Annotated in this window: 16 protein-coding genes; 9 read left to right on the forward strand and 7 right to left on the reverse strand. The window is 44.4% G+C overall.

What is annotated here, in order from left to right; all coding sequences use genetic code 11:
- Positions 1–48 precede the first annotated feature (48 nt).
- The 6 genes from DESAL_RS19310 to DESAL_RS19330 form a co-directional block, all read right to left on the reverse strand.
- Entirely contained in the window at positions 49–1,392 is a 1,344-nt protein-coding gene (locus DESAL_RS19310; RefSeq protein ID WP_015853653.1) for a glutamine synthetase family protein, read from the reverse strand.
- A 188-nt stretch (positions 1,393–1,580) separates the two neighbouring features.
- Positions 1,581–2,531: a MerR family transcriptional regulator gene (locus DESAL_RS19315; protein WP_015853654.1), complete on the reverse strand. Its 951-nt coding sequence runs from the start codon at positions 2,529–2,531 to the stop codon at positions 1,581–1,583.
- A gap of 399 nt (positions 2,532–2,930) precedes the next feature.
- Positions 2,931–3,086, reverse strand: a complete 156-nt coding sequence (locus DESAL_RS20400; RefSeq protein ID WP_015853655.1) for a hypothetical protein — start codon at positions 3,084–3,086, stop codon at positions 2,931–2,933.
- Between the two features lie 77 nt (positions 3,087–3,163).
- Positions 3,164–4,039: an ATP phosphoribosyltransferase gene (hisG, locus tag DESAL_RS19320; protein WP_015853656.1), complete on the reverse strand. Its 876-nt coding sequence runs from the start codon at positions 4,037–4,039 to the stop codon at positions 3,164–3,166.
- On the reverse strand, positions 4,039–4,413 hold the full coding sequence (gene hisI / locus DESAL_RS19325; protein ID WP_015853657.1) for a phosphoribosyl-AMP cyclohydrolase: 375 nt from the start codon (positions 4,411–4,413) through the stop codon (positions 4,039–4,041). The genes hisG and hisI overlap by 1 nt, the downstream gene beginning before the upstream one ends.
- A 160-nt stretch (positions 4,414–4,573) precedes the next feature.
- Entirely contained in the window at positions 4,574–5,014 is a 441-nt protein-coding gene (locus tag DESAL_RS19330) for a Fur family transcriptional regulator (RefSeq protein ID WP_015853658.1), read from the reverse strand.
- A 224-nt stretch (positions 5,015–5,238) separates the two neighbouring features.
- Here DESAL_RS19330 and DESAL_RS19335 point away from each other — a divergent pair, with 224 nt between their 5' ends.
- From DESAL_RS19335 to DESAL_RS19365, 7 genes are all read left to right on the forward strand, one after another.
- Positions 5,239–5,628: a head-tail adaptor protein gene (locus DESAL_RS19335; RefSeq protein ID WP_015853659.1), complete on the forward strand. Its 390-nt coding sequence runs from the start codon at positions 5,239–5,241 to the stop codon at positions 5,626–5,628.
- Positions 5,629–5,802: 174 nt separating this feature from the next.
- A complete protein-coding gene (gene nhaA / locus DESAL_RS19340; RefSeq protein WP_015853660.1) occupies positions 5,803–7,161 on the forward strand; it encodes a Na+/H+ antiporter NhaA in 1,359 nt (452 codons plus the stop codon).
- Between the two features lie 16 nt (positions 7,162–7,177).
- On the forward strand, positions 7,178–9,850 hold the full coding sequence (locus tag DESAL_RS19345; protein WP_015853661.1) for a PAS domain S-box protein: 2,673 nt from the start codon (positions 7,178–7,180) through the stop codon (positions 9,848–9,850).
- Positions 9,851–9,864: 14 nt separating this feature from the next.
- Positions 9,865–10,923 (forward strand): HD-GYP domain-containing protein, encoded by a 1,059-nt coding sequence (locus DESAL_RS19350; RefSeq protein WP_015853662.1) that lies wholly within the window; start codon positions 9,865–9,867, stop codon positions 10,921–10,923.
- Positions 10,924–11,128: 205 nt separating this feature from the next.
- The gene (locus tag DESAL_RS19355; RefSeq protein ID WP_157046996.1) at positions 11,129–11,728 is read left to right on the forward strand and encodes a TetR/AcrR family transcriptional regulator; all 600 of its coding nucleotides are present in this window, start codon (positions 11,129–11,131) and stop codon (positions 11,726–11,728) included.
- Entirely contained in the window at positions 11,718–12,734 is a 1,017-nt protein-coding gene (locus DESAL_RS19360; RefSeq protein WP_015853664.1) for an efflux RND transporter periplasmic adaptor subunit, read from the forward strand. Before DESAL_RS19355 ends, DESAL_RS19360 begins: the two co-directional genes overlap by 11 nt.
- Positions 12,735–12,801: 67 nt before the next feature.
- Positions 12,802–15,966 carry an efflux RND transporter permease subunit gene (locus DESAL_RS19365; RefSeq protein WP_015853665.1) on the forward strand — a complete coding sequence of 1,055 codons (3,165 nt, stop codon included), beginning with the start codon at positions 12,802–12,804 and terminating at the stop codon, positions 15,964–15,966.
- A gap of 27 nt (positions 15,967–15,993) precedes the next feature.
- Here DESAL_RS19365 and DESAL_RS19370 read toward each other — a convergent pair whose 3' ends face one another.
- Complete coding sequence (locus DESAL_RS19370; RefSeq protein ID WP_015853666.1) at positions 15,994–16,455, reverse strand: GNAT family N-acetyltransferase; 462 nt, start codon at positions 16,453–16,455, stop codon at positions 15,994–15,996.
- Between the two features lie 494 nt (positions 16,456–16,949).
- Between DESAL_RS19370 and DESAL_RS19375 the strand changes: the two genes are divergently transcribed.
- Positions 16,950–18,275: an APC family permease gene (locus DESAL_RS19375; RefSeq protein WP_015853667.1), complete on the forward strand. Its 1,326-nt coding sequence runs from the start codon at positions 16,950–16,952 to the stop codon at positions 18,273–18,275.
- A gap of 233 nt (positions 18,276–18,508) precedes the next feature.
- Positions 18,509–18,802 carry an Hpt domain-containing protein gene (locus tag DESAL_RS19380; RefSeq protein WP_015853668.1) on the forward strand — a complete coding sequence of 98 codons (294 nt, stop codon included), beginning with the start codon at positions 18,509–18,511 and terminating at the stop codon, positions 18,800–18,802.
- Positions 18,803–18,850: the final 48 nt, after the last annotated feature.

Here is an 18,850-nt window from a genome sequence, read left to right on the forward strand (position 1 = left end):
AAAAAAAGTAATCCCCGTCCAAGTTTGAACGGGGATTACTTATTTAAACTAAAGTACAGGCAAATAGGTCGATATCTCGTACTCGGTTACCTGAGTACGATAGTGATCCCATTCCTTGATCTTGTTTCTGTAAAGGTTGCTGTGGATATGTTCGCCAAGGCATTCCTTTACAACCTCACTGTTTTTCATGGCTACTGCTGCTTCATAGAGGTTGCCGGGAAGGGCGGTAATACCGTGCTCAGCGAGGGTGGGGCCATCCATAGCGAAGATGTTCTCTTCGATAGGGGCCGGTAATTCGTAAGCTTCATCAATTCCCTTGAGTCCGGCTTGCAGCATTACTGCAAAGCAAAGATAGGGGTTGGCGGCCGGGTCCGGACAGCGCAGTTCCATTCTGGTGGCGTTTTCCTTACCCGGTTTATACATGGGCACCCTGACCAGTGTAGAACGGTTCTTACGGGCCCATGATACGTACACAGGTGCCTCATAGCCGGGAACCAGACGTTTGTAGGAGTTTACCCACTGGTTGGTAACGCAGGTCATTTCCGGTGCATGCTTGAGGATACCGGCAATGTAGCTTTTTCCTTCCGGGCTGAGATGATATTCATCGTTGGCATCGAAAAAGACGTTACGGCCGTTTTTGAAAAGAGACTGGTGCACATGCATGCCGGAACCGTTTTCACCGAAGATCGGTTTGGGCATGAAGGTAGCGTAAATACCATGCTTGCGGGCCACTTCCTTGACGATAACCCGGTAAGTCATTGCAGTATCAGCCATGCGCATACCTTCTGCATAGCGCAGGTCGATTTCGTGCTGGCTGGGTGCAACCTCGTGATGGCTGTATTCTACATCGTAACCCATCTGCTCAAGGGAGAAGATAATGTCGCGGCGTACGTCATTACCGAGATCAAGAGGCGGTGCGTCAAAGTAGCCGCCACGGTCGATGATCTTAGTGCCTTTTTCATCCTGAAAGAGGAAAAATTCCAGTTCGGGGCCTACATAGTAGGTGTAACCGCGCTCGGCAGCCTTATCGAGAGTCTTTTTAAGTACCCAGCGGCTGTCTCCCTCATAAGGGGTTCCGTCAGGGTTCTGAATGTCGCAGAACATACGCGCTACAGGGCGTTCTGTGGGACGCCATGAGCAAAGCTGAAAAGTGGTGGGATCTGGAATGGCGATCATGTCTGATTCTTCAATACGGGTAAAACCGAGAATTGAAGAACCGTCAAACCCCATACCTTCCTCAAAGGAAGCTTCAAGTTCCTTTGGTGTTATCTGAAAACTCTTGAGCGTTCCGAGAATGTCTACAAACCAGAACTGTACGAAACTGATATTGTAATCACGTACAGCCTTCAGAACGTCATCGGCGTTTTTGCAATTAAAAATTGGCGCAGTCACAGTAGTTCCTCCTTGAAAAAGAAGTTTTATAAACAACCCCGATAGGCCGCGTAATATCATTTACGCATATATGAAGGGTAGTTTGTTGATATTGTTAAGTATAATTGCGCAGAATTATTTGATATCAAGCCGATAATAGCTGATTATGGATTCTTTTTGCAATCTGTATCCGCACAATTTTTCAGAAATCAGATTGAATCAATCAGGTCCCGAACTTCCTTGAAGAAAGCAAGTATCTCAGAATGGTTGCGAGATTCAGAATTGATATCCAATCTGTTAAAGAAAGATACAATATTTCCCTTAGGTGTTTTGGTCATACTGAAATGGAGCTCGTAAAGTGGTCCTTCAGCAGACTTAACTGCCAGAACCCAGTCCCGTCCTTCTTTGTGCCAGATTTTGGAAGCCCCTTCGATTTTATTGTTGCTGACCAGATATACCAGTTCCTGCAATGTGAAAGGATGCCCCGGTTTTCCGGGCAGACCGAGAAATTCACCACTGTCAGAGTGGATGACTACCGGGAGTTCAAGAAATTCATCATCAGGTTCAATGGCTGAGCTGTCAGCATCGAAAGAATATGATTCTTCCTGACCGTTATCTTTTTTGATGGTCACAACTTTCTTTGCTGTGATTCTTTCAGGCTGTTGCAACCCTCCGGAGCTGGCCAGTATTTCTTTAATCTCCTGCAACAGTTCATTTGTACCTGCCGGGGATTCAGACTGGGCCTGAACCAGTTCTTTTAAGGATTTTTCCATGCGGGCAAGACGTTGTTCTGCTTTTGCCTGAGCTGTAACCAGCGCTGCAAGTCCGTTCATCATCTGGGTGGTAGTCTTTGCCAGCTTTTCGAATTCTTCGTTGTTTACTTGCGAATCCTGTTTTGTTTCCGATAACTGACGATTTTCTTTAACTGACTCAAATTCTGTTAAAAGTTTGTCGCGAATCTGCTTTACCGATAGGTTTTTGTTAAAGAGGTCGCGAATTCTAAGGCAGAGTTTGTCAGCACCTTTTCTGAAGCGCAGCGGTTTACCGTGCCCGACAATGAAAAAGAATTCAGGAAATTTTTTGCGATAACTTTTGACGGTGGTGACTGAAACTCCGGTTATGGAGGAAAGTTCCCGGTGGGTGAATGTCTCGGCAGTCATTTTAAGCTGTCCTGTATAATTTTATTGATCTGTAAGTGCTTAGATCAAAGTTTATCTGCTGAATCGTCAGAAAATAATTTCAATATATCTAGTCAATAATAGCCAGATTTAGTTATCGATAACTTTAATCGTCGGGGAGGTCAACAAGGTAAAAAAATAGAACGACTGCAGTCATGGTAAAAGCAGCCGTTCTAAGCAACAGAGGTCATGAGATAACCTGATTCAGGAATTGTTGGTGGAGTGTTAATTCCTGACTGGATTCAGAATAGTCATCCTTAGAATTGAATGACAATATTATAGTTCAAATCAAAATAGGCACTATTTTTAGGTAACTATTAGTGTCTATGGTTATGGAAAATTTTCTAATTTTAATTATCGATAAGTTCTTTTTCAAAGCGATCAGTTTTGAAATCTAGTCAGCAGGGAAATGATAAAAAGTACCACCAGTGCGGCCATGAGGATGGTATTGATATTGATGCCGCCTTTGACTTTCTGCTTTTTGCGGTACCCGAATATCAGGATCAGAATTGCTATGAAGAGAAGAAGTTTGAACATGAGAAGACTATTTAAATCGTCTTGCTGAAAAATGCAAAGTGAGGGCTGTGGGATATTCCACAGCCCTCACTTTAATATTAGATAACTTTATTCAGCGGGTATTCGATGATTCCTTCCGCGCCCATATCGATGAGTTCGGGGATGAGTTCACGCACGACCACTTCTTCAACCATAATTTCAACAGATACCCATTCGGGATCGGAAAGGTCGGATACAGTGGGTGAGTTCAGGCTTGGCATTACTTTCATGGCCTTTTCAAGGGAAGCCTTGGGCATGTTCATTTTCAGGCCGACCATCTTTTCAGCCCGCAGCGCACCTTGGAGCAGCAGGTTGATGTTTTCGATCTTCTTGCGTTTCCAAGGATCATTCCATGCATCTTTGTTGACGATGAAAACGGTGTTGGTGGACATGACTTCGTCAATTACACGCAGTCCGTGTGCCTTGATGGTAGTGCCTGTTTCAGTAACTTCGACAATAGCGTCGCAGAGACCTTCGACTACTTTTGCTTCAGTGGCACCCCAGGAGTAGAAAACGTCTACATCGATATTTTTTGATTCAAAATATTCTTTGGTGGCTCCGAGAAGCTCGGTGGCAATTTTTTTACCGGCAAGATCTTCGGGGGTTCTGTAGGGAGAGTCTCCGGCTACAGCCAGAATCCAACGGGCAGGTCGGTTGCTGACTTTGGAATAAACGAGACTTGATATTTCAACAACGTCGGATTTGTTTTCAAGAACCCAGTCTCTTCCGGCAAGTCCGCAGTCCAGAATTCCATCTTCGATGTAACGTGAAATTTCCTGTACACGGCACATGGATATATTTAGCTCATCATCGTTTACGTCAGGAAAATAGTTTCTGTGGTGCAGGTTGATTTTCCAGCCGGACTTGGCAAAGAGTTTGATTGTTGAATCCTGCAGGGAACCTTTGGGCAGTCCTATTTTGAGTTGATTGGACATTATTTGTATACCTCCTTGGGGTCAAAAACTATGGGCGAGCATTCTATTACTTCGCCATCCTTAATTTCACGATAAAAACAGCTTCTGTATCCTTTGTGACAGGCTGCGCCGCCGATCTGGTCTACGAGCAGGACGAGGGTGTCCTCATCGCAATCAATTTTGATGGATTTGATTTTTTGCACATGACCGGATGTTCCGCCTTTATGCCAGAGGGTGTTGCGGCTTCTGCTCCAGTAATGGGCATCACCGGTTTCAAGCGTCTTATTCCATGCTTCTTCATTCATGTAAGCCATCATCAGGACTTCGCCTGTTTCAGCATCCTGTGCGATGGCCGGTACCAGACCGTTCATTTTTTCAAAGTCGGGCTTGATCATACAATCCTCTGTTTAGCGGGGCTTTGCAACCTCATGTAATTAGATGAAAAAGGGATAATATATCCCGCCAATTGCCTTGCATTAAATATTCCTGTGAGCAAAAAAAAGCGCCGTCTGAGATCAGGCGGCGCTTTTAAGTGTGTGTAAGGAAATATCTGCGTTATTTCTCGCTTTTTCCCTGGCACTCCTTGCAGACGCCGAAAAGATACATCTCATGATGGGTAAGTTCAAAGCCATATTTTCTGGCGAGTTCTTCCTGAAGATGTTCGATTTCGTTATCTACTGCTTCGATAGTCTTACCGCAACGCTCGCACACAAGATGGTCATGATGCTCATGACCGTACTTATGCTCATAGCGGATTACTCCGTCGTTGAAATCGACGGATTTGGCAATGCCGGAATCAGCAAGCAGTTTAAGGGTACGGTAAACAGTGGCCTGTCCGATGGATGAGTCTTCTGTACGGACAAGGTTGTACAGTTCTTCTGAAGAGATATGACCTTCCTCAGCAAGGAACACTTCCAGAATTGTTCTACGCTGGGGGGTCATTTTAAGTCTCTGACGGGTCAGATATTCTGTAAATATATCTTGTGCTGATTTCATTAAACTGTATCCAAAAAATTTATGATTACCTTGAGAATACAGTTCACTTACATTGAATTGAAGACCGATGTCAATTGATCATTGCCCATATTTATTCCTAGGAGTATGAATATCGCAAAAAAGTGACGAAATGATGTCTTGATTCTAAATTATTACAATTTTCAGGATGATTTCGTTTCACCCTTTGCGGGGATTGATAATATTCAACCAAGGAGTTTTGCAAAATGGAACTGGAAAAATTTATTTCTGAATGGACTGAAGATCCTGCCGGTGTGAAAGATGTTTTTGTTGAATTCAAGCAGATTCTGGAATCTCTCGATAATACTGAGATTGAATTCCATGCCCGTCCCGGCGTGACCTATTCCATGCGCGGAGTAAAGAAAGGTCAGGATAAATGGCCTCTTTTCGCAATGGTGGATGTTATTGATGATGATCCCGCAAACCGTTGGCTTTCAGTTTGTTTCTTCGGTGATTGCATAAATGATCCCGACGAGCTTGGTGATTTCGTTCCCGGCGGCCTTCTCGGTCAGGATGGACATTGCTTTGATGCTGATGATGCTGAACCGAAGGAATACATTGCTGCCAGAATCAAGGAAGCTCATTCAAATCAGTAATACACCTAAAGATGTAATTTAAAGCGGGTTTCAGTGTAACTGAAGCCCGCTTTTTCCATTTATAATCTTCTTTTAAGTAATTTCCATACTCATACATTCTTGATATGCTATTGCTGGTTTTATTAATATTTTTTGTCAGTATAAATTAAAAGGCACAATATATAGGGAGTTCTCATGAGCAAAGCACAAGTTGTGAGTAGAGATAGTGAGCCAAGAATTGATAAAATGCTTCAGCCTTTTTATGAGTTCGTTAAGATTGAATCATCCGGCGGAATGGTACTGATCTTGGCAACAATTATTGCCTTGATCTGGGCAAACTCTCCCTGGGGCTACTTGTATGAAGCCTTCAAAAATATGCCGCTTACTGTCGGGGCTGGTGATTTTGTTCTTTCCAAGCCGGCTATCCTCTGGATTAATGACGGCTTGATGGCTGTTTTTTTCTTTCTGGTAGGCCTTGAGATCAAACGTGAAATTCTAGTCGGTGAGCTTAATTCATTCAGACAGGCTTCATTGCCGATTTTTGCTGCTATTGGCGGGATGGTTGTTCCGGCCCTTGTGTATGTTTTATTCAATATAGGAACTCCTTCAGCTGATGGTTGGGGTATTCCCATGGCTACGGATATCGCCTTTTCTCTTGGGGTGCTTTCCATGCTCGGGGACCGTGTTCCACTGAGCCTTAAGGTTTTTCTTACAGCAGTAGCTATTGTTGATGATATCGGCGCAATCCTAGTCATCGCTATTTTTTATTCTTCCGGCATATCACTTTGGATCATCGGCCTGGGTATGCTTTTTTTCGTGTGTATGCTTGTGCTGAACCGCATCGGAGTGCGTCATCCGCTTCCTTATCTGTTTTTCGGCTGTCTCATGTGGCTGGCATTTCTTAAAAGCGGAGTGCATGCTACTGTGGCCGGAGTTTTAGCTGCTATGACTATTCCTGCCTCCACAAGAATTTGCTGCACTGATTTTCTGGTTAGCATGCGTAATCATCTCACTGAATATGAAATGGGTGGCGATAATAACAGAGTAACCCTGTCCAATAAGCAAATGCTTTCGGCTCTCGGTGATATGAACAGGGATGTGCTAATGGCCAGCCCTCCGCTCAAGAGGATTGAGCATAACCTGCACTATTGGGTAGCTTTCGGAATTATGCCGGTTTTTGCTCTTGCTAATGCAGGGATAAATTTTAGCGGAGAAGGCGGAGGTATTGACCTCTTTCATCCGGTAACTCTCGGTATCTTTTTCGGTTTGATTGTCGGGAAAGTTATAGGAATCTGTTTTGCCAGCTGGCTGGCCATAAAAATTGGAATTGCCGAAATGCCAAAAACCCTTGTTCCCGGACATTTTGTCGGGGCGGCATTGCTGGCCGGGATAGGCTTTACCATGTCTATTTTTATTACCACCCTTGCATGGGATACCGCGTCACCTTTCATTGTTGATGCCAAGTTCAGCATTCTTGCGGCATCCGTTGTCGCCGGGATATTGGGATATTTAGTATTGAGGAATTGTCCCGTTATTCTTGGGTGTAAAAAATAGGCTGATTTTTTTAGTTATGCGCGAAACTAAGATTGTTTTTTTCAAGTATATCGCTGTGGTACTCGGCTTGTTTCTGGCACTGGATATTTTTATTCAGTACCAGTTGTATCAACGGTACAGGAATGATCAGAAGTTGTCTGTTTACCATCAGACGGCAGCGATACGTGCTCAGCTAGAGAAAGAAGTAAACAGCAATCTTTTGTTGATTCAGGGCTTGGCTGACTATGTTTCTTTCCATCCTGATTTTAGCATCAGTGAATTGGAGAGTTATTGTCAGGGAATGCTTTTCCGCTCAAATTTGATAATGAACATCGGCGTAGCCCCTGATTATATTATCAAATACGTGTATCCGCTCGATGACAATGAATCTATACTCGGTTTGGATTACAGGTTCTCCCCTGAGTTGTGGGATAAGGTTAAAGAGGTCCACGATACAGGTAAAATGGTAATCGCCGGACCATTGGACCTTGTTCAGGGGGGGAGAGGCTTGGTCGGCCGTGCTCCAGTGTTTGTGCGTTCTAATGAATACTTCTGGGGAGTTGTTTCAGCGGTTATAGATTTGAATCAGCTTTTGGTTAATGCCGGATTATCAGATCTTCCGAATCTTGATGTCGCTATTCGCAGTGTTGATGCCGAAGGTGTTGATGATGCTGTATTTTACGGTGATCCGAAGCTGTTCGATTCTGATAACAGTCCTGTTAGCATGCAGGTAATTCTTTCATCAGGATCTTGGAAGATAGCCGCAATACCCGCAGGAGGGTGGGGTATAATTCCTCCCGGATCAATCATTCTGCATGCGATTTTATTTCTGCTTGCCCTTACTATTTGTTTCACCATCTACAAAATTATTACCAAAAATGCTGAGGTTGAAATGGTTAAAACCAACCTCAGTGAAGCTCAGGCCATTGCCCATCTTGGTAATTGGTCTTTGGATTTACTGACAGGAAAAATTTGGTGGTCAAATGAAATATACCAAATTTTTGGATTGGTTAAGGGCGAATATGCTCCTTCAAAGAGAATCTTTTTCAGCGAGCTGGTTCATAATAAGGATCGAAAGTTTGTCCGTGATACCTACATTGAATCTATGAACAGCGGCGAACCATATTCGTTGGATCATAGGATAGTGCGCCCTGACGGCGATGTTCGTTATGTGTCATCGCGTGGCAGATTTAGTTATGATGTTAATGGTAAACCGATCCGTGCGTATGGAACAGTTCATGATATTACTGATCGTAAATTAATTGAAGAAGAACTCAGAGAGAGTAAAATCCGCTTTGACCATGTTACTGAGAAATTAAGTAGTAAGTTTGTTTTCTTTTCTCATACTATTGATGGTGAATTTATTCGTTTAAGTAAGGGATTTACCCATCTTGGGTATGGTTCTCCCGAAGGAGGGATTGGTAGAAGCTGGACTGAACTTTTTGATTTTGCACCGGAATCTCTCATAATAGCTGAAAAGAATAATGCCCGTATAATTTCTGGTAAGGTTGAATCAACCGAATATGAAGTGGAATTTACTACTCCTGATGGACAGGATCGATGTGTGTCTGTCTATGCGTATCTGGCTTATGATTTTGAGCTTGAAAAGAATGTTGTTGAGGGAGTTGTTCTGGATATTACCGATAGGAAAGCTTGGGAAGAAAGGTTGAAAATTTTGACTCGGGCAATTGAGAATGCCCCAGTGTCAGTAGTCATCACCGATACTAAGGGGGCGATTACTTATGTTAATCCATATTTTTGCAAGCAGACCGGATATTCAAAAAAAGAAGTCATAGGTGGTAATCCGAATATTTTAAGATCCGGTGAGCATGACGATTCATTTTACCAGGATATGTGGGAAACTTTAGTTCATGGCCGGACTTGGCGCGGAGAGATTGTAAATAAAAAGAAAGACGGTTCATTTTACTGGGAATTAGCATCCATTTCACCTGTTTATAATGAAAAAGGTGAAGTTGTAAGTTACGTTGCGGTAAAGGATAATATCAACGATCAGAAAGAGCTTGAGCGTCTCAAGGCTGATGTTGATCTGATCATGAGACATGATTTGAAAACACCGCTAAACGGTATTATCGGTCTTCCGGGATTGTTGCGTATGGATGATAATCTCACAGAGCAGCAACATAAATTACTTAAGACTATAGAAAATTCCGGTAAGAAGATGCTCCATATGATTGAAATGTCGTTGGACATGTTTAAAATGGAAACCGGAAAATATGAATATTATCCCCTGCAAATTGATATAATAAGTGTAGCAAAGCAGGTTATTGATCATTGCCGTTCAAGTATTTCAGCTCAAAAAGTACAAGTGGAATTGGTTGCTTCAGGGAATGCAAATCTTGATGAAAATCTATTTGTCTGGGGTGAGGAAAGATTGATTTATTCCTTACTTTCCGGGTTATTAACAAATGCTATTGAGGCTTCTCCTTCTGGAGAAAAAATAATTGTTGAGTTTAAGCAGGATGATAATACCCTAATCTCCATTAAGAATATCGGGGTTGTTCCTGAATCTATCAGGGAAAGATTTTTCCATAAGTATGTGACCCATGGTAAAGCCAGCGGTACCGGACTTGGAACATATTCGGCAAAGCTTATGGCTGATGCCATGCATTATGATATAAAAATGCAAACCAATGATGAGCGCAATGAAACAGTAGTAGGTTTCGAAATCCCAAAAGAAAGACCTGAATAAACGGGATGGTTTTCATGGAGTGCAGAAGAAAAATATTAGTAGTTGATGACGAGCCGCATAACATTATGTTGCTGGAAGGTATCTTGACCAAACTGGGGCATGAAGTTGTGGGAGCCGAGAATGCTGTGGTTGCGCTTGAAAAGTTGGACCGCACTTATGATCTTGTGCTCAGTGACGTAATGATGCCGGTAATGAACGGCTTTGAATTTGTTGAAAAGATCAGGGAGAATACTGAAACTCAGGATATTCCGGTCATTATGGTAACAACCCTCTCTCAAAAGGGCGACCGCCTAAAAGCTGTTGAGATCGGGGCCAATGATTTTATAACCAAGCCTATTGATATTGTAGAGCTTAGGGTCCGTACCGAATCCATGCTGCGTCAAAAAGCACAGCAGGATGAAATTAAATCTTTCGAGTCTGATCTTAATGAGCTGGTGGAAAGCCGTACTCTTGAATTGCGTGAAGCTTTGTCCAAGCTTGATGAAGCGCATGTTGAGACCATTCATCATCTTTGTGCGGCCGCTGAATATAAGGATGAAGAAACAGCGGACCATCTGGTCAGGATGGCTGAATACAGCCGTATTTTAGCAGAAAAAAGCGGTCTTGATGTTGATACAGTACAATTGATTCATACCAGCAGTCCCATGCATGATATAGGTAAGATCGGAATACCGGACAGCATTCTTCTTAAGCCGGGTAAGCTTACTGCTGAAGAATGGGAAGTGATGAAAAGCCATGCCGTTATCGGCGGTAATATCCTTTCCATGGGTAGTTCAGAATATATAAATATGGGTTCTGTTATTGCCCTGAGCCACCATGAAAAATGGGATGGTTCCGGCTATCCTTCAGGACTTTCCGGCGAAGATATTCCGTTACCGGGTAGGATTTGCGCAGTTGCGGACGTCTTTGATGCTTTGACCAGTAAACGCCCCTATAAGGAGCCTTTTTCCGTTGAGAAGTCGCTTGAAATTATGAAAGAGGGGCGCGGTATTCATTTTGATCCAAAGCTTATTGATTTGTTTTTCGAAAATATTGAACAAATACTGTATATTAAAGAAAGTTGTGCTGATTAGATTTCAATAGTTTATTTCGATAAATGCCTCATATAGCCGGCCATGCATTTGCTAAAAAATGCATGGCCGGCTTTTTATTTTGTGTATAGCTAGGGTTCTGATTTACGGAATGTCACAATTTGTGAACGGTGTTTACAAAGTGAACACCGTTTGCTAAACGCAGTTTATGTCAAAAATAAGCAGAAGAGAAGAAGAGCATAAGAGAATGAAGCAGAGAATCCTTGATGCAGCAAGAGAGCTGTTCGTTAAGGATGGTTTTGATAATGTTTCCATGCGCAAGATTGCGGCTAAAATTGATTATAGTCCGGCAGCTCTTTATCGATATTTCAAGAACAAGGAAGACCTTCTTTTGTCACTGAAACAGGAAGGGATGGAAAAATTCGGGCGAATGCAAATGCATCTGCCGGAAATAGAAGACCCTTTTCAGCGTTTACGGGAGGGCGGGCGCATCTATCTGGATTTTGCCTGTGCCGAACCGGAATATTATGAGTTACTTTTCAATAGAAGACCGCCTTCATTTGCTGATCCTGAAAAATGGATTGGAAAACCGCACCGCAATTTTATGAATTTTAAGGACACAGTCCGCCAATGTATTGAAACCGGTGTGCTGGGCGATGTATCGGTTGATATTGCTGTGGCTTCATTATGGTCGTCAGTCCATGGTTTGGCCTGTCTTGTTTCAACCGGAAGGTTGCAGAACAGCATGCCGGAGATTGATATGGATACTGTTTTCGATCAGGTCCTTGATTTTATTACTATTCCGCAAAGAGAGCGGGCTAGACAGGGGTTGAAAGATGAAAACTAGAACAAAGTTGATTGGTAAGGCAGCTGTTTATCTGCTGTTCATGCAGATTGCTTTGATAAGTCATATGTTGCCGAATGCATTTGCTTCAAGTGCCGAAATTTTTAAAGCAGGACAGGCTTCAAGGGTTGTAACTCTGATCGGATTTACCAGACCCAGAGTGGCGATGACGCTAGTCAGCGAAGAGTCGGCCGTATGCACCAAGGTATACTCTGATGTTGGAGACACCATCGGCGAGAGCGGTCGTTTTGCAGAGCTGGACCCCACCTTTATCAAGCTGGAGATTGCCCAGTTACAGGCTGATCTGAAGCGTCTGCGTTCCGATCTGACTTACTACGATAAAGAAGCCAAGCGTTATATCAAGCTGGTTAAGAAGAACACTGCCGCCCAGTCCGAACTGGACCTGCATATTCGTAATTTCGAATCTGCTGAAGCTTTGCTGCGCTCCACCCAGCTCAAGCTGAATGTGGACCGTGAGCATCTACGCCGTTACACCCTGCGTGGGCCAGCAGGATGGCGGGTTATCAAGCGGTACATTGAGCCGGGAGAATGGGTAAATAAAGGTGAGAAAGTCGCCGAACTCGGTAATTTCAAAACTCTGCTTGTACCCTACGCCCTAACCATTCCCGAACTAAAAAAAATCCGTAAATCAGATAATCTCACCCTTAAATTACCCGACCTCAATATTGAAGTGCCAGCCAAACTTGAACGCATTTCGCCTGATTTTGATCCAGAAACCCGTAAGGTTGAAGTTGATTTCGAGATCAGCAAGGGCGGTTTCGAATTCAGGGGCGGCTTAAGGACCGAGTTGGACATTAAAATGCCTGATCCCGGTGGGGCGGTAGTGGTTCCCAAGTCAGCACTGCTCAAAGCATACGATGATACTTTCATAGTTCGTCCTGACGGTGTGAGGGTAAAAGTACTCGTGCTCGGCGATACTGAAGACGGTAAAGCCCGCGTATCCTCAAGGGCAGTAAAAGCAGGCGAAGAGTTTTTAGTTAAACCATAAAATATCCCTTTGGGGAACCTGCCGGGGGCCTTAAACCCTTCCCCTGCCGCCGGAGGCATCACATATTATGAAAAATTTAATGCGTTTTACTCTTAAACAGACTGTTTTCATCAACATCATTTTTATCCTGTTGATGATTGTTGGAGTCTTCAGCATGACTGACCTGCCTGTTGAGCGTTACCCCAACGTTCATATGGGTAAGGTCGTCATATCCGGTTTTCTTCCCGGTGCCTCTCCGTCTGACGTGGAAGCACTGGTAACCAAGAAGATTGAGGATGCGCTGGATGATCTTGAAAACGTGGAATATATCCGTTCCCGTTCATTTAGAGAGCGGTCCAGTATCATGGTTAAATTCCTTGATGATACTGACTATGCCAAGGGATACGATGAACTTCGTTTCCGGGTGCTTTCCATCCAGAATGACCTTCCTCGAGAAATGGACCCGCCTACTTTTATGGAAATTAATGTCAGTGAATGGCTTCCGGTAATCAGGGTCTGCCTTGTGGGGGACCGCGCAAACCGTGCCCTGTCCATGATGGCTGATGAAATGAAGGTCCAGCTGCGCAAGATTCCGGGCGTAAATGAAGTAGAGGTTGAAGGGGAATATACCCGCGAATTTCACGTAAATCTTGATCCCCATAAACTGGTCCGTTTCAAGCTGACCTTTGATGATGTTGCCCGCGCTTTGGCTGATGCAAATATTTCCATCCCCGCCGGAGACTTTTCCGCTGCCGGGGGCGAGTATGTGATCGTTGTGGATGAGCGTTTCCGTACCCGTGAGGAAATTGCTGAAACCATCGTGCGTATGGACGGTGACGGATCGTTCGTTACCGTAGGCGATGTGCTCAGTGATGCACGAGTTTCCTACCGTGATCCGCAGGTGATCACTTCTATTAACGGCCGTAACGCAGTTACCCTCAAGGTTGTGAAATCCTTGGATGGTAATGCAGTGACCATTGCTGAGGAAGTGGAGAAAATATCTGATTCATTCAAGAGCGCTCTGGAGAAGGAAGGAGTAGAGCTTGTATTGACCAGTGACCAGCGGCTGCACATTGAGGATGCTATCAATACTCTGGGCATGAACCTGCTGGTGGGGATTGTACTTGTCTTTGTGGTTATCTATCTGGTCATGGGCTTCAGAAATGCCATGCTGACCACCATCGGGGTTCCTTTCGCTTTTCTGGTAACTATGATCATTATGAAGCTTACCGGGAACTCCCTGAACCAGATTACGCTTTTTTCATTTGTGCTGGTCAGCGGGATTATCGTGGATGACGCCATTGTGGTAGTGGAGAATATTTTCCGGCACGTGCAGGAAGGTAAGCCTCTAAAAGAAGCAGTCATTGACGGAACATCAGAGGTCTTCCTGCCAGTTGTTTCAGCAACAGCCACCACGGTTGCCGCCTTCCTGCCCATGCTGATTATGAGCGGATCTACCGGGGAATTTTTCGCGCAGGTGCCAAAGGCAGTAACTTTTGCTCTTATTGCCTCTTTGATTGAGTGCCTGTTGATTCTTCCGCCACATTTTCTTGATTGGCCCGGTGCTAAAGGACTGATGAAGAATCGGGAAAAGCATTCCCGTGAACCGGCTTTCATGCGTCCTTTACGTAGATGGACTGATAAGTTCCTTTCTGTGGTTGCCCGTTTCAGATTTATTTCTCTGACTGTGGTTTTCGGGGCATTTATTTCAGCCTTGTTTATCCTTGGTGTTTCCATTTCAGGGAAACTTCCGCTTATAAAAATCAAGTTTTTCCCTGATGATTATTCCCTTTACTATATTGAGCTGGAAGGTCCGGTGGCTACGCCTATTGAAGTTACTTCCGATAAGCTGAAACGTATTTCGGTCTTTGTGGAAAAGATGGGTCCGGGTATGGCCAAGTCTGCTACCGCTTTTGCCGGTTTTTACCAGAACGAAGATTATGAAATGGTTCATGGCTCCAACCTCGGTAATATTGTGGTTGAACTTCCGGCTAAGGATAAGCAGATCTTTGCTGATGCCCCGGAAAACGATCCCGGTGCGCATTTGGAATTTATGCGTAAGGAGCTGGAAAAATTCGCTGAAACAGGTTGGACATTCCGGGTCCGTCCTGAAAAAGACGGTCCTCCTGCGGGTAAGGATATCAATATCAGGATTCTCGGTGCTGACCATGGATCAGTTAAGGGACTGACTGCGGCGATCATGAAATTTATTAAGGATAACGATAAACTCGGCCCGCATCTGGTTAACCTCGCAACTGATGACGGAACGCCTAACCGTATTTTCCGTTTTGAACCAATTAATGAAAGGGTGGCTGAATACGGGCTGACACCGAAACAGGTTGCCGGTCTTTCCGGATCGGTGCTTGATGGCCGTTTTGTGGGTGAATTCAGGCTTTCTGATGAGGATGTCGACCTGCGCTTGAAAATTGATCCCCAATACCTCAATACCCCGGAAGATGCTCTCTCCGTGCCGGTGCTGGAGCATAATGAAAGTCCGGTGCGGATCGGGGATATCTGCGATGTATCCATTTATATGGAACCGGGGCAGTTCAACCGGTTTATGAGTCAGCGTGCAGTGACCATCACAGCCAATATCAAGTCCGGGTCGCGGCTTTCATCTCCTGCGGCAGTTAATATGGTCAGCAAGTTTTATGACTCTGTGCGTACCGAGTATCCCGGTGCAACGGTGAACTTTTCCGGTGAATATGAGTCCACCCGCAAATCATACACTTCGCTGGTTTATGCCTTTATGACCGCTATCCTGATCATTTACCTGATTCTGGCTACGCAGTTTCAGTCGTATGCTCAGCCTGTGATCATCCTTTCGGCGGTGATATTCTCGCTTACCGGAGTAATTCTGGGGACGTTCTTTTCCCAGACCATTTTCACGGTGAACAGTTTTATCGCCACTGTAGGGGTAACCGGGGTTGTAGTTAACGATTCGCTTGTCTTGCTGGATTTTATGAACAAGCTCTACAAATCGGGTATGGACCGCAAAGCCGCAATGCGCGAAGGGGTGCGCATCCGTTTGCGGCCTATCCTCTTAACAACCTTGACCACTACACTCGGCTTGTTGCCCATGGCGGTAGGTTTTCCTTCTTACTCCCTTGTCTGGGGGGCTATGGCTTCAACATTTGTTACGGGCCTTTGCACTGCCACTTTCCTGACCCTATTTATCATTCCCATTGAATGGGATTTATTGATGGGTTTTATGGAATGGCGAGAGAAGCGAAAAATGCAACGTGCAAAGTAAAATTGATTAATATGCCCCGGACTGAACTCAGTTCGGGGCTTTTTCCATAATTACTGTTTCTATTCCCGCAGGATTTATGGGGCCTGATTTGCTCTCTTTAAAACCGTATTTTTTGTACAGGTTCACGGCTGGTTTTCCGGATTCTATTTCAGGAGCGAAGGTGGTCACTGCTATGGGCCGTTCATTGCTTAACTGATTAATCGCATAGTCCAGAAGTATACTACCTATCCCTTTTCCGCGCGCTTTTTGCGCTACAGCAAACCATACAATTTCGTTGGGCTCGGGAAAAACAATTATTCCCCCGAGAAGCTCTGAAGAAGCACTATCTCCATCCTTCATACAAAAGGCAGTACCGCTGTTAATAGCTTGTCTTAATCCTTCGTGGAATTCCGGCTCATCAGCCATTGGCCCGAATAATGGCTCCACCTCTCGCGCTAATTCAATCCATTTATCAAAGTCTGAAATAATAGCAGAATGTACTTTAGGCATTTGATTTATTCCGGTTTGTATTGTCTTAGATTAAAAGGATGCTGATAGTGGTTTTAATGGTTGTATTCAATGTTTAATTTAGCCTTTATGAAAATTTTGATTACCATCGTTCCTATGGAAGACTCTTTGAGAAGTTGCTCGGAATCGGCTTGAATGCAAAGTTGAATTGTTATTATGAATTACCCACATCGTGGTGGATTAAATAGTGTAATTTTGATATTTAAAGCACAAAAATTAATTTTTTTGCTAAAAAATACAAAAAAAATTCTGGACAGAACCGCATTATCCGCGCAAGTAAATCTGTTTGTGTCTTGTGATCAGTAATAGTTTGCATTTTTTTATGTATCTCCAGCAGGGATTGTGTGCAGCTGTTACTTATCGGTATTTAGTGTGCGGAGGGTTGCCTTCCTGTTTTTTGTATTTCCAGATTGTAAGCTGCATTTTGGATTCGTGGAAGGACGTTTGGAAGAAGTATAAAGGGGTGATTGTTTAGTATGGATAATTTACAGAAGAAATACGGTTTCTGGACTGCAACCGCAATGGTTGTGGGCATTGTAATCGGCTCAGGAGTATTCTTTAAGGCCGATGATGTTCTCAAGGCTGCCGGTGGAGATCTTCCCACCGCATTACTTGCCTGGCTGATCGGTGGCGCTATTATGGTTGTTACCGCATATGTTTTTTCAAAGATCGCTACCCGCATTGAAAAGGTTAACGGTCTGGTTGACTATTTTGAGGAAGCTTACGGCGAAAAGGCCGGGTACATGGTCGGTTGGTTCATGACCTTCATTTACTACCCGACTCTGGTAGCGGTTCTTGCCTGGGTATCCGCTAACTACACCGTGGGTCTTGTGGGCATGAAAGATATGCTCTGGCCTCTTTCCTTCGTCTATCTGACTGTATTTTTCCTGCTCAACTACTATTCTCCGGTTCTGGCAGGTAAATGGCAGGTATCTTCTACTATAATCAAGCTTATTCCGCTTGGCCTTGTTGCTGTTGTAGGTGGTCTTGCAGGTCTTTCCAGCGGACAGACCATGCAGAACTTCATGCAGACCGCCAGTGAAATTTCCGGCAGCGGCGGCGGCCTTGCTGTAGCAACTCTTTCCACCGCTTTTGCTTACGAGGGCTGGATCATCGCTACCGTAATCAACGCCGAACTCAAAGACGCCAAAAAGACTCTTCCCCGTGCACTGGTTGTAGGTACCATCGCGGTTATGACCATCTACATGCTCTATTATCTGGGTATTTCCGGCGTACTGACCAACGATCAGGTTCTGGCTGAAGGCGACGCCGCACCTGTACGTGTTATTGAAATGATCTTCGGCAACGTTGGCGGCACCCTGCTGACCGTGTTTGTTATCATTTCTTGCCTCGGTACCCTCAACGGACTGATTATGGGTTCCGCACGCGGCATGTTCTCCATTGCTTCCCGCGACCTCGGTCCCAAGGCATCTCTTTTCAAACAGGTTAACCCCGTGACAAACAGCACCAGCTGGTCTGCTATCATCGGTTATTTCCTGTCCTGCTTCTGGCTGGTTGTATGGTACGGTAACTTCCACGGCTGGTGGGGCCAGTTCATGGATGTTTCCGAGCTTCCCATCGCATTCCTGTACGTAATCTACATCTCCATCTACATCTGGGTGATGAAGACTTTCACCGATCTCGGCCCGATAAGCCGTTACCTATGCCCGCTGCTGGCAGGTTGTGGTTCAGTCTACATTATCTGGGGTGCTATCCAGAAGGATATGTTCATCCACTTCCTGATCCTCTTCCTGCTTATACAGGGAGCAGGAGCAATGTTGATGAACAGCTCCAAAAAATAATGACAAAAGCCCGCACTACGCGGGCTTTTTTATTGATGTCTCCGGCGGCTGGGGAAGGGGAACTTTTTAATAAGCTTCGCTCTTTTTAATTTTAAGACTTGAACATTTTTTAAAATTATACGTAAATTTTCGAAAATAAGCGGCGAAGCCCTATTGAAAGTTTTTGATGAGTCCAGAGAAACTTTTTACAAAAAGTTTCTCTGGTCCCGCTGAAAGCGCCGCCGGAGGCAAATATGGCTACACTTGACGAAAAGATTGCTGAGCTTAATAAAAGATATGCTGCGGCTCTTGGCGGGCGTGTTGCTGAGCTGGAAGGGTATTTGGAAGGGTATGAAAGCAGCGGGTCTTTCAGTGATCTGGAAAAGCTGTATAAAAATGCCCATGCTGTAGCAGGTTCAGCTCGAACATTTGGACTTCCTGAAGTGACTGTTAAGGCCAAGGAGCTTGAATTGGCTGCTCGTGACGGTGCCGATACAGAAATTTTACATGGAAAATTATCAGCGTTGAAAGATTGTATTTCTTCCTGATTATTTAAGGGTTTAAAAATAACATTTAACTGCTGTGCATATGGATTC

Origin of the sequence: Maridesulfovibrio salexigens DSM 2638 (assembly GCF_000023445.1) — a bacterium.
In the GTDB taxonomy this organism is placed as follows: domain Bacteria; phylum Desulfobacterota; class Desulfovibrionia; order Desulfovibrionales; family Desulfovibrionaceae; genus Maridesulfovibrio; species Maridesulfovibrio salexigens.